Annotated in this window: 12 protein-coding genes and 1 tRNA gene; 9 read left to right on the forward strand and 4 right to left on the reverse strand. The window is 63.5% G+C overall.

Features of this window, described 5'->3' with window-relative positions; all coding sequences use genetic code 11:
• Positions 1 to 14 precede the first annotated feature (14 nt).
• Positions 15 to 110: transfer RNA gene (locus Q0602_RS03875), tRNA-Sec, on the forward strand.
• 515 nt (positions 111 to 625) lie between these two features.
• Positions 626 to 766 carry a hypothetical protein gene (locus tag Q0602_RS03880; RefSeq protein ID WP_295039378.1) on the forward strand — a complete coding sequence of 47 codons (141 nt, stop codon included), beginning with the start codon at positions 626 to 628 and terminating at the stop codon, positions 764 to 766.
• 52 nt (positions 767 to 818) lie between these two features.
• Here Q0602_RS03880 and Q0602_RS03885 read toward each other — a convergent pair whose 3' ends face one another.
• Positions 819 to 1364: a ferritin-like domain-containing protein gene (locus tag Q0602_RS03885; RefSeq protein ID WP_298839248.1), complete on the reverse strand. Its 546-nt coding sequence runs from the start codon at positions 1362 to 1364 to the stop codon at positions 819 to 821.
• 225 nt (positions 1365 to 1589) lie between these two features.
• On the opposite strand from Q0602_RS03885, the gene Q0602_RS03890 reads away from it, so the two are divergent.
• The 4 genes from Q0602_RS03890 to Q0602_RS03905 all read left to right on the forward strand — a co-directional run bounded on the left by Q0602_RS03890 (position 1590) and on the right by Q0602_RS03905 (position 5124).
• Positions 1590 to 2579, forward strand: a complete 990-nt coding sequence (locus tag Q0602_RS03890) for a cation diffusion facilitator family transporter (RefSeq protein WP_298839251.1) — start codon at positions 1590 to 1592, stop codon at positions 2577 to 2579.
• Between the two features lie 208 nt (positions 2580 to 2787).
• A complete protein-coding gene (gene metF / locus Q0602_RS03895; RefSeq protein ID WP_295039385.1) occupies positions 2788 to 3624 on the forward strand; it encodes a methylenetetrahydrofolate reductase [NAD(P)H] in 837 nt (278 codons plus the stop codon).
• A gap of 129 nt (positions 3625 to 3753) precedes the next feature.
• Entirely contained in the window at positions 3754 to 4287 is a 534-nt protein-coding gene (gene sodC, locus Q0602_RS03900) for a superoxide dismutase [Cu-Zn] SodC (protein ID WP_298839254.1), read from the forward strand.
• Positions 4288 to 4452: 165 nt separating this feature from the next.
• The gene (locus tag Q0602_RS03905) at positions 4453 to 5124 is read left to right on the forward strand and encodes a metal-dependent hydrolase (protein ID WP_298839257.1); all 672 of its coding nucleotides are present in this window, start codon (positions 4453 to 4455) and stop codon (positions 5122 to 5124) included.
• Between the two features lie 157 nt (positions 5125 to 5281).
• On the opposite strand, the gene Q0602_RS03910 is transcribed toward Q0602_RS03905, so the two are convergent.
• Together Q0602_RS03910 and prlC are read right to left on the reverse strand one after the other, a co-directional pair.
• Positions 5282 to 5539, reverse strand: coding sequence for a YheV family putative zinc ribbon protein (locus Q0602_RS03910; protein ID WP_149437532.1), 258 nt, complete (start codon positions 5537 to 5539; stop codon positions 5282 to 5284).
• Positions 5540 to 5605: 66 nt separating this feature from the next.
• Positions 5606 to 7657 carry an oligopeptidase A gene (gene prlC / locus Q0602_RS03915; protein WP_298839261.1) on the reverse strand — a complete coding sequence of 684 codons (2052 nt, stop codon included), beginning with the start codon at positions 7655 to 7657 and terminating at the stop codon, positions 5606 to 5608.
• Positions 7658 to 7878: 221 nt separating this feature from the next.
• Between prlC and Q0602_RS03920 the strand changes: the two genes are divergently transcribed.
• Positions 7879 to 9219 carry a sodium-dependent transporter gene (locus tag Q0602_RS03920; RefSeq protein ID WP_298839264.1) on the forward strand — a complete coding sequence of 447 codons (1341 nt, stop codon included), beginning with the start codon at positions 7879 to 7881 and terminating at the stop codon, positions 9217 to 9219.
• A 52-nt stretch (positions 9220 to 9271) separates the two neighbouring features.
• A complete protein-coding gene (locus Q0602_RS03925; RefSeq protein WP_295039397.1) occupies positions 9272 to 9805 on the forward strand; it encodes a gamma carbonic anhydrase family protein in 534 nt (177 codons plus the stop codon).
• 17 nt (positions 9806 to 9822) lie between these two features.
• Here the strand turns inward: Q0602_RS03925 and Q0602_RS03930 are convergent, their stop codons facing one another.
• Positions 9823 to 10611 (reverse strand): GntR family transcriptional regulator, encoded by a 789-nt coding sequence (locus Q0602_RS03930; RefSeq protein WP_295039399.1) that lies wholly within the window; start codon positions 10609 to 10611, stop codon positions 9823 to 9825.
• Here Q0602_RS03930 and Q0602_RS03935 point away from each other — a divergent pair.
• A partial coding sequence (locus tag Q0602_RS03935; RefSeq protein ID WP_298839269.1) for a hypothetical protein occupies positions 10612 to 10877 on the forward strand: 266 nt, incomplete at its 3' end.

Genomic DNA, 10877 nt, shown 5'->3' on the forward strand with positions numbered 1-10877 from the left:
TCAACGCTCTCTCAGGAAGAGAATCGTTCCCCGGTGGGGCGCCAGGACTTCAACTCCTGTAGGGGCTGCCAGCAGTCCCTGGTGGGTTCGACTCCCACTCTCTTCCGCCATCTTTCCTCCGTCGTCCTTCACTCGGGGAGGAGGGCGTTGGGTGGCGGCGATCGCTTGGTTCGAATGCTTTGCCGTGTGCCGGTGGTTCGAAAGCGTCATTTTCCACGGCGTTGCAAAAATTTACGTGTTTTGTTGAATAGTCAGTTACTTATAAATGCATGATTAAGAACACTTAAGTTTTGTCATTAGCAAAAACGATCATCACATCACGAGAAAAACGTTGGCGCATCGGCAATGTAAGTCCACTCTGAGACTGCCCACTTAGCCAAGTGGCTCTCACCGCGAAGGAACGTGGGAGTGGGTTCTCTCTTCCGACCTGTCGACAGGCCATCTCGGCGTCGACGACAGCGTGCATTCGCCCCGTGTCCTCCTGTCCTCCTGCTTGGCCGCCACGCTGGCATCTTTCCTCCCCGTCGTCGCCCCTGCGCGTCGAGTACTCGTCGACGGGATTGTGATTCCGTGCAGGTCGCGACGACAATGAGCTCACGACAACGTCGCCATCGATGGAGACATCATGCAGGGTTCGCTGATCGGTATCTTGGTAGGGCTGGTGGTCTGGATGTCCACCGCGGAATGGGGCTGGGGAATCGGTGCGGGCATCGCCTCCGGGATCGCCTGGGATCTCTGGCGCCAGCGTTCGCGGCATGATGACTGAAGCGCCGGAGGCTCGGGCCAGTTCGTCGTGGCGAAATGGCCCGATGGCGATGTCAGTTGTGGGTCCTGACCCCCTCGAGCAGCGCCGCCATGTCGTCGGCATGCTCCTCCTCCTGGGCCAGGATCTCTTCCATCACCCGGCGCGAGGTCGGGTCCTTGTCACCAAGGTAGGTGATGATCTCGCGGTAGCTGTCGATCGCGATCCGCTCGGCAATGAGATCTTCCTTGATCATCTCCTCGAGCGTCTCGCCCTCGGCATACTCCGAGTGCGAGCGGCTCAGTAGACCCTCCGGCGAGAAATTGGGAGCGCCGCCCAGCTGGGTGATGCGTTCGGCGAGTTGATCGGCGTGCTGCTGCTCTTCCTGGGCATGTTCCAGGAACTCGTCCTTGGCAATGCTCGCGCTGAGTCCGTCGGCCATGTAGTAGTGGCGCTTGTAGCGCAGCACGCAGACGATCTCGGTTGCCAGTGCCTCGTTGAGAATCTTGATGACGGTCTCGCGGTCGGCACTGTAACCCTCGGTGACGGCACCATCCTCGATGTGCTGACGGGCACGCTCGCGAATCGTCTTGATATCGGTCAAAAAGGTCTGCTCGCTCATGGTTTCCTCCTCGATGATGGGGGCGCGATGCCCGGGGCCGGACTGTCGGTTCGGCACCGGCACGCTCTGGATCCGTCGCGGTCGTGATCTCAACGTAGTCGATCGAACTCCGTTGGCCCAGGGATATCGCAGGGTCAACGCCGCTCGTCGCGCCGGCGGCGTGTAATACAATAGCGTCGGGGTCGTGGGCTAGAATTCAGGGACATTCCTGTCAGGACCGGTCACATGGCTTCGCACGACCACTCGCATCACGATCCCCATGATCACGCCGGACAGGGGGATTCTCACGGCCACTGTCATGGTCACGCTCACGATCATGCGCCAGCCGTGACCACGGATAGTGCCAGGCGCGTCAGGCTGGCGATGATCCTGACCGCCGGCTTCATGCTGGCGGAGGTGGCCGGTGGCTGGATCTCCGGCTCGCTCGCGTTGCTGGCCGATGCCGGCCACATGTTCAGCGACAGCTTTTCGCTGGGTCTGGCACTGTTCGCCTTCTACATGGGCGACAAGGCGCCGGACAGGTTCCGCACTTTCGGTTATCAGCGGTTTCAGGTGCTGGCCGCCTTCGTCAACGGGCTGACGCTGCTGGCGATCGCGGCATGGATCCTGGTCGCCGCGATCCAGCGATTCACCCAGCCGGTCGATGTCCTGGCAGGCCCGATGATGGTGGTGGCCGTACTGGGCCTGCTGGTGAACATCGTGGTCTTCAGGATCCTTCACGGTGGCGACCGGGAAAATCTCAACCTGCGCGGTGCCTTGCTGCATGTGATCGGCGACCTGTTGGGGTCGGTGGCGGCGATCGTGGCCTCCGTGGTGATCATGCTCACCGGCTGGACACCGATCGACCCGCTGCTTTCGATGCTGGCCGCGGCGTTGATTCTGCGCGCCGCGTGGAAGATTCTGGGCCGCTCGACGCACACGCTGCTCGAGGGTACGCCCGAAGGGGTCGACGTCGGCCAGATTCGGCAGGCGCTGCTCGACGTCGAGGGGGTCAAGAGTCTGCATGACATTCACGTCTGGGGCCTGACGCCCCAGGACCCGCTGCTCAGCGCGCACCTGGTGATCGAGTCTCCCGCCTTTCACGACGGGGTCATCGAGCGGGCTTACGCCATGCTGCAGTCCCGCTTCGGGATCCAGCACGCAACATTGCAGGTCGAGACGCGGGACTGCCTGACCGGTGGTGAGTGCAACCAGGGAATGATCGTGCACCCGTAAACCCGTCGCTCGTGATGTCGCCTTGCGATGAATCTCGCTCAGGGTAATGGGGGAAAGTTTCATTGGCCGTGACCGCCCGGGGCAGGCAGAATCGCCATCATACTGTCGTCAATCCATCGCCGGTCGTCGTTTCCGGGACACCAAGGCTCGAGAGCGAGACCCTGACCAGCGCGCGATCACGCTGGCCCGCATCGAAGAGAGCAATGTCATGAGCACGCAGCCTCCGCTGGGATTCAGTTTCGAATTCTTCCCCCCCAACACCGACGCGGGGCGCGAAAAGCTCGGTGGCGTCCGCGATGCGCTGGCCGCCCGCAAACCGCGGTTCTTCTCCGTGACCTATGGCGCCGGTGGCTCCACCCAGGCCCGCACATTCGACACCGTCAGGACGGTCCGGCGCAGTGGAGTCACCACGGCGCCGCACCTCTCCTGCGTCGGTAGCGACAAGGCGGCGCTGCGTGATCTGCTGCACGCCTATCGTGAAGATGGCGTCGATAGTCTGGTGGCCCTGCGCGGTGATCTGCCATCGGGCATGGGCGGGGGCGGGGAGCTGCGTTATGCCAACGAACTGGTCGAGTTCGTTCGCGACGAGACCGGCGATCATTTCGAGATCGCGGTGGCCGCCTATCCCGAAGCGCATCCGCAGGCGCCGAGCTTCGAACGGGACCTGGAAAACTTCGCCCGCAAGGCCAGGGCGGGAGCGAACATCGCCATCACCCAGTATTTCTTTACTGCCGAAGCCTACTTCCACTTCGTCGAGCGCGTTCGGGCCATGGGTATCGACATCCCGATCGTGCCCGGCATCATGCCGATCACCAACTACACCAAGCTGGCGCGCTTTTCCGACGCCTGCGGGGCCGATATCCCGCGCTGGATCCGTAAGCAGCTCGAAGCCTACGGCGACGATAGCGACAGCATTCAGGCATTCGGCACCGAGGTCGTCTCGAATCTGTGCCGGCGTCTGCTGGATGGCGGTGCTCCGGGGCTGCATTTCTATACGCTCAACCAGTCCGCGCCCACGCTTCGGGTGCTCGACAACCTGAGCTGAGCGCCGGCCGCAAGCTGGCATTATCTCCGGGTCGATTGATTCGCGTCGCCCGAGGACCTTGTCTACGTTGAAGGGTGCGTTATCGGTCGGCATCCGGCCGAAAGATTCACTCACGGAGAGGAGAGCGTCATGCAACGCAACGGATTGATCGGACTGACTGCGGGGGTTGCGCTGGCCCTGTCGGGATGGGCGCAGGCGGACACCACGGTGGAGATGCACTCGGTTTCCGCGGACGGTGTCGGCGATAGCGTCGGTACGGTGGTCGCCAAGGACACCGAGTACGGTCTGCTGCTGACGCCCGATCTGTCGGGCCTGAACGCCGGGCTCCACGGTTTCCATCTGCACGCCAATGCCAGTTGCGAGACCAGCGAGACCGATGGCGAGGTCACGCCTGGCGGCGCCGCCGGTGGCCACTTCGACCCCGACGATACCGGCACACACCAGGGACCCTACAGCGACAAGGGGCATCTCGGCGACCTGCCGGCACTCACGGTCGGGGATGACGGCAAGGCGACGACGCCAGTGCTGGCGCCTCGACTCACCGAAGCCGATCTCGGCGGTCACTCGCTGATGATCCACGAGGGCGGCGACAACTACAGCGACGAGCCCAAGTTGGGCGGCGGCGGAAGCCGGGTTGCCTGCGGGGTCGTCGATGACAGCTAGCGAGCCTTGAACGGCGCGCATCCCGACGGCTCCGCCACAGGTGGAGCCGTCCTGTTTCGTTGCGCAGGTGCTCCGCCCTGCGACGGTTGCTCTCAAACTATTGTTTTCTGGTTGGCTCACGCGCCATAATCTGTTCATTTATCCAGTTGTGGGGCGCCCGGGCCGATGGCCAATTTTCGAACGCATCTCGGCGTGGCGAGTGTCGGCGGAGCCTCGGTCGCTCAGGCCGGATGGCAGGCGGGGCAGTGGGGCGGATGGCAGTCGCTGGTGGTGGCGATACTGGTGGCGTTCGGCGGTATTCTCCCGGATATCGATGCCGATCAGTCCCAGGCCATCCGCCTGATCTTCAATCTCCTGGCCGTGGTTGCGGTGGTGCTGGCGGTGCTGGTCCTGCAGCATCGAGTCACGCCGGCCTACCTGTTTGCCGCCTGCGGCGGTATCTATCTCGGCGTACGCTACCTGGCCGGTGCGATCTTCGCGCGCTTCACGGTTCATCGCGGGTTGTGGCATTCGCTGCTGGCGGCGTCGATCAGCGGGCTGTCGACGGCAGCGATCAGTTTCTCCCTGCTGGACCAGCCTGAACGACTGGCCTGGATCCACGGCTTGGCGATGACGCTGGGTTTCGTCATCCATCTGATGCTGGACGAGCTGTATAGCGTCGATCTCACCGGGGCGCGCTTCAAGCGCTCGTTCGGCACGGCCCTCAAGCTCTTCAGTTGGCAGTCACCGGGCAGTGCGCTGATGCTGGCGCTGATATCGATGCACCTGCTGAGCTGGCTGCCATCCTTCTCGGTGCTGCGGCAGCTGGTGATGCAGGGGGTGGCGCTGTGGCATTGAGCCCCTCTGCCCGCTCCGGCACGGCACGCCCACCCATCACATCGCGACGAGATAGCGATGCAGCTGATATTCGATGTCGGCGAAACGCTGCTCTAAACGCGCTCGCTCGATCCCCGTGCCGACGCATTGTCGCCGATTGACGGGGCGGTCGGCGGAATCAGTGCGGTTTGCGTGGGTCGAGAATCCGTACCGGGGTGATCTCGTCGCTGGCCGGGCGCTGGCGCTCCCGGGGCTGGTTCACCCGGGTGGGAACCTCCTGGATCGTCTCGTCCTCGATCGGCAACTGCTCGAAGAAATCGCAGCTCACGCAGTCCCGGTAGCGAATCCCGTTCTGCTCCCAGGAGCGGATGCGGTCCATGGCCGAGCAGCGCGGGCAGATCGCGCCAGCGATGAAGCGTTTCGGTGTCTGGGTCATGCGTTACCTCGAAATGGAGGAGAGGACGCTCGCAGGCGTCCTCTCGAGTCGCTGGATGGCCGCAGGTCAGGCGGCGTCTCGCGGTTCGATACCGGCATGGCGTAGCAACGGGTCTATGCTCGGCTCGCGACCGCGGAACGCCTTGAACAGTTCTGCGGCTTCCCGCGAACCGCCCTGTTCGAGAATCGCCTCGCGGAAGCGGCGGCCAGTCTCGGGATCGAAGATGCCGGCTTCCTCGAAGGCGCTGTAAGCGTCCGCCGAGAGCACTTCGGCCCATTTGTAGCTGTAGTAACCGGCGGCGTAGCCCCCAGCGAAGATGTGTGCGAATCCGTTCTGGAAGCGGTTGAAGTCGACGGCCGGTACCACCGACACCTTGGCTCTCACGTCGTCGAGCAGCGCCTGGACATCGGCGGCACTGGGCTTGCGGCACTCGTGATGCAAGCGGAAATCGAACAGCGAGAATTCGAGCTGGCGCATCATCTGCATGGCCGACTGGAAATTGCGCGCCGCCTGCAGCTTGTTCAGCAGCTCATCCGGCAATTTTTCACCGGTATCGACGTGGCCGGCGATCAGATCGAGACCCTCGCGCTCCCAGCAGAAGTTCTCCATGAACTGGCTCGGTAGCTCCACGGCGTCCCAGGCGACGCCGCTGATTCCGGAAACATCGGCGACCGTCTGCCGCGTCAGCATGTGATGCAGGCCGTGGCCGAACTCGTGGAACAGTGTCAGCACTTCGTCGTGGGTCAGCAGCGCCGGCTTGCCCGCCACCGGCGGCGTGAAGTTGCAGGTGAGATAGGCCACCGGCAGCTGCAGTTCGCCATTCTCGCGCTGGAGACGCGTGCGGCAGACATCCATCCAGGCGCCGCCACGCTTGCCCTCCCGGGCGTACAGGTCCAGATAGAAGCCGGCGATGGGGCGATCGCCATCGAGCACGTCGAAGTACTTCACGTCCGGGTGGTAGCGTGGCGCTTCCGGATTCTCCGCCATGCGGATGCCGTAGAGCTTGTTCGTAACGCGAAAGAGACCCTCGATGGCACGCGGCGCGGGGAAATAGGGGCGCAGCTGCTCTTGAGAAATATCGTAGCGGGCCTGACGCAGTTTCTCGCTGGCGAAGCCGGTATCCCAGGGCTTCAGGGCGTCGAGCCCGAGGCTCTCCTTGGCGAAGGCTTCGAGCTCGTTGAATTCGCGCTGCGCCTGCGGGTGTGCGCGTTTGGCGAGGTCGTCGAGGAAGCCCAGCACCTGTTCGGGGGTTTCGGCCATCTTGGTGGCCAGCGAGTAGTCGGCGTAGGTGTCGAAACCGAGCAGGCGGGCCAACTCCTGACGCAGTGACAGCGTTTCCTCGATCACCGGCGCGTTATCGTTCTCGCCGGCCTTGGGGCCCTGGTCGGAGGCGCGGGTGACGTAGGCGGTATATACCTCCCGGCGCAGCTCGCGATCTTCGGCGAAGGTCATGACCGGCAGAAAGCTGGGCACGTCCAGGGTAATGCGGTAGCCGGAAACGCCTTTGGCTTCGGCATTGGCCTTCAATGTCTCCAGGGCGCTCTGCGGCAGGCCGCCCAGGCGATCGGCGTCGGCGAGATCGAGGTGCCAGGATTGGGTCGCATCCAGCAGCTGGTTGGAGAAGGTGTTGCCGAGTTCCGACAGGCGAGCCTGGATCTCGCCGTAGCGTTTCTTGGCGTCGTCCGGGAGGTCGACGCCGGCGAGACGAAAGTTGCGCAGCGTGTTGTCGATCGCCTTGCGCTGCGCGGTATCGAGTGTCGCGAACTCGTCGCCTTGGCGCAGCCGCTCGAAGGCCTTGAAAAGCGCGGTGTGCTGGCCGACCCAGGTGCCGTACTCGGAAAGCATGGCCAGGCACTGCTGATAGGCGTCGCGCAGGGCGTCGCTGTTCATCGTCGAGTTGAGGTGGGACACCGGCGACCATGCCTGGGAGAGGCGGTCGTCGAGCGCTTCCAGCGGCGCGGCGAGGGTCTGCCAGCTCACGTCCTGCTGCCGGGCCAGGGTCTCGGTGGCCTGCCGGTTGTCGGCAATGATCTTTTCGATGGCCGGTACGACGTGTTCGGGACGGATCGCCTCGAACGGCGGCAGACTATGCTGCTCGAGCAGCGGGTTATTCGACATGGTCACCTCGGACGATGGAATCGGTGCCATTCTATATGGGGGAAGCCGCAGCCGCTTTCAATCCGGGGGCCCCAGTTGGCAGCGCCCATTTTGGGCGCCGGCCCGGGCCGGATTGGCGAGCCGCCCCGGTGCTGATAGGCTCTTCGCGTTTTCGCGCCAGCCCTGTCTGCCCCGCTGCAGGCCGCCCGCGACCGCAACCCGTTCGATAAAGGTCCCGAATGATGAGTGAAACTCTGGAGCGCTGGCAGTCCCGCCGTGCCTTTATCCTGGCGGTCACCGGCGCCGCCGTGGGACTTGGCAACATTTGGCGCTTTCCCTACATGACGGGTGAGAACGGCGGTTCGGCGTTCCTGCTGCTCTACATCGTCTTCGTATTGCTGCTGGGGTTGCCGATGATGATGGCCGAGATCATGATCGGCCGCGCCGGTCGGCGCAGCCCGATGCAGGCGCTGGCGTTCCTGGCCGACGAGGCCGATGTCAGTCGTCACTGGAAATGGCTGGGGCTTTTCGGCGCGATCACCGTCTTCTTCATCCTGTCGTTCTACTCGGTGGTCTCCGGCTGGTCGATCGAGTACCTGATCAGTGCCGTGAATGGCAACTTCGTCGGTCTTTCTCCCCCGCAGATCGGCGCTAGCTTCGATGCCTTCCTGGCCGATCCGCTGCGCATGACCTTCAACCATACCCTGTTCATGCTGCTGACCATGTCGGTGGTGGCGGCCGGCATCGCCAACGGCATCGAGAAGCTCAACAACGTGATGATGCCGCTGCTGTACGCCATCCTGATCGTTCTCGGCGGCTATGCCGTGACCACGCCGGGTTTCGGGGCCGCCATGCACTGGCTGTTCACTCCGAACGTCGCCGCCATCACCTGGAGTGTCGTGCTCAATGCCATGGGGCACGCCTTCTTTACCCTGGCGGTGGGCGCTTGCGCCCTGATGGCCTACGGTGCCTACATGCCCGAGGAGCAGAGTCTGCCCAAAGCCGTCTTTGCCGTGGCACTGCTCGATATCACGGTGGCGCTGCTCTCCGGTATCGCCATCTTCTCCGTGGTCTTCACCCATGGTCTCGATCCCAGCGAAGGGCCGGGGCTGATGTTCGTCACGCTGCCGATCGCCTTCAGCGAATTGCCGGGAGGGCAGGTCTGGCTGGGCGCCTTCTTTCTGCTCCTGCTGGTGGCGACCTGGACGTCGTCGATCAATCTCGCCGAGCCGATGGTGTCGATGCTGGTCGGTTCCGGGTGGCGGCGCAGCCGGGCTGCTATCCTGATCGGGTCGCTGGTGTGGCTGGTGGGTCTGCTGTCGGTGCTCTCGTTCTCCACCCTGGCAGACGTGCACTGGGTCGGCGAGATGAACTTCTTCACGCTGGTGTCGACCGTTCCGCCCGATATCTTCCTGCCGGTCGGTGGTCTGCTGATCGCCATCTTCGCGGTCTGGATGATGTCGAAGGAGGCGGCCACGGCGGCGCTGGGCGTCGGTGCCGGTGGCTTCCGGCTGTGGCGATGGCTGGTGCGTTACGTCTCGATCCCGCTGACGGTCGTGGTGCTGGCGACCAGTCTCATCTAGGCCATGCCTGGATGGTGAAGCGGATTCTGGATAGCGATAGGAGTGGGACTCAATGGCAATTCGAACATTTCAGGGCGTGACACCCAGCCTCGGTCAGCGGGTGTTCATCGACGATACCAGCGTCGTGCTGGGTGACGTGGCGCTGGGCGACGACTGCTCGGTGTGGCCGATGGCGGTCATCCGTGGCGATGTCCACCGCATTCGCATCGGCGCGCGGACCAGCGTGCAGGACGGTTGCGTGCTGCACTGCACCCATGCCAGCGACTACAACCCCGGCGGCCATCCCTTGGTGATCGGGGAGGATGTCACGATCGGCCATCAGGCCACGCTGCACGGCTGCCGGGTCGGGGATCGGGTTCTGATCGGAATGGGCGCGGTGGTGCTCGACGGGACCGTAATCGAAGACGAAGTGATCGTTGCCGCTGGCGCCATGGTGCCGCCCGGTAAGGTATTGGCGAGCGGCCATGTCTACGCTGGCAACCCCGCCAAGCCGCTGCGCGAGCTCAAGGCCGCCGAACGGGAGTTTTTCAGTTACTCCGCGAGAAATTACGTCAAGCTGAAGGATCAGCATCTGAGCGGAGAGTGACCCGGAAGCGGAAGCGATCAGGGCTCGAAGCGGTCGCTCAGCAACTGCGAGCGTCTCTCCGCGCGTCGGGCCCTCGATTCGGCGCGTTGCATGTCCATCAACCCCGTCTTGACGTAGTCGAGATGCTCGTGAGCCAGTATTCGAGCCTCCTCGGCTCTCCCTTCCTGAATCGCCTCGAGCAGCGCGCGGTGCTGCGCCATCAACCGCTGGCGGGCGTTGGGGCGCTCGAACAGATGCGCCAGATTGCCGACGATGCTCTTCTCCAGCAAATGGAAAAGGCCGCGGATGGTGTGCAGCATCAGGACATTGTGCGCGGCCTCGGCAATGGCGAGATGAAAGGCGGCATCGGCCTTGGCCTCGCGTAGCGGGTCGCCTTGCTGGACGGGATCCCGGTAACTCCTGTCCAGTGCCTCGAAACGCTGCTGCAGCATCTCCTTGTCGGCCGGGGTCGCCCGCATCGCCGCGTGATAGGCCGTGATTCCCTCCATCGCATCGCGAAACTCCAGCACATCCAGGTGAAACTCGTCGTGGCGCGACAGCATCTCCAGCATGGGGTCGCCGTAACTGGCCGCGAGACGCTCGCTGACATAGGTGCCTCCCCCCTGCCGGCTGGTCAGCACTCCTCGAGCGGCCAGCTTTTGAATGGCTTCGCGTAGCGAGGGGCGTGACACGCCGAAGCGTTCGGCCAGCTGCCTTTCGGCTGGCAGGCGGTGGCCCGGCTTGAGGCTACCCTCGAGGATCATCGTCTCGAGACGTTCGGTAATGACATCGGCAAGGCGGGGCTGCCTGACGGGAGGGTAGGTCACGTGGCGATGCTCCTGATGACGGTTCCACCAATTGGTTTTACCAATGTTCTGGCAGCTTTCAAAGGTTTGCCAGTCGGGATGGTGGGCGTCAAAAGCGGGCATCTGACAACAGAACAGTATGAGGCGCCGGGGGCAATCGGCTGCCATCGCCATTGGTCCCTGTCGAGCCATTGCCGTTGTTCATCATCGATTCAGTTTTTTCGACTCAGGGGCTTGCCAAGTCCGGTTCGGGTCCGTAAAGTACGCATCCGCTGCCGCCGAGACAG

The sequence above is a fragment of the uncultured Salinicola sp. genome (assembly GCF_937921195.1).
GTDB lineage: Bacteria > Pseudomonadota > Gammaproteobacteria > Pseudomonadales > Halomonadaceae > Salinicola.

Excerpts from the sequence above, each read along its gene's own strand:
- Q0602_RS03880 (WP_295039378.1), top strand. The coding sequence starts at position 626 with ATGCAGGGTTCGCTGATCGGTATCTTGGTAGGGCTGGTGGTCTGGATG.
- Q0602_RS03885 (WP_298839248.1), bottom strand. The coding sequence starts at position 1,364 with ATGAGCGAGCAGACCTTTTTGACCGATATCAAGACGATTCGCGAGCGT.
- Q0602_RS03890 (WP_298839251.1), top strand. The coding sequence starts at position 1,590 with ATGGCTTCGCACGACCACTCGCATCACGATCCCCATGATCACGCCGGA.
- metF (WP_295039385.1), top strand. The coding sequence starts at position 2,788 with ATGAGCACGCAGCCTCCGCTGGGATTCAGTTTCGAATTCTTCCCCCCC.
- sodC (WP_298839254.1), top strand. The coding sequence starts at position 3,754 with ATGCAACGCAACGGATTGATCGGACTGACTGCGGGGGTTGCGCTGGCC.
- Q0602_RS03905 (WP_298839257.1), top strand. The coding sequence starts at position 4,453 with ATGGCCAATTTTCGAACGCATCTCGGCGTGGCGAGTGTCGGCGGAGCC.
- Q0602_RS03910 (WP_149437532.1), bottom strand. The coding sequence starts at position 5,539 with ATGACCCAGACACCGAAACGCTTCATCGCTGGCGCGATCTGCCCGCGC.
- prlC (WP_298839261.1), bottom strand. The coding sequence starts at position 7,657 with ATGTCGAATAACCCGCTGCTCGAGCAGCATAGTCTGCCGCCGTTCGAG.
- Q0602_RS03920 (WP_298839264.1), top strand. The coding sequence starts at position 7,879 with ATGAGTGAAACTCTGGAGCGCTGGCAGTCCCGCCGTGCCTTTATCCTG.
- Q0602_RS03925 (WP_295039397.1), top strand. The coding sequence starts at position 9,272 with ATGGCAATTCGAACATTTCAGGGCGTGACACCCAGCCTCGGTCAGCGG.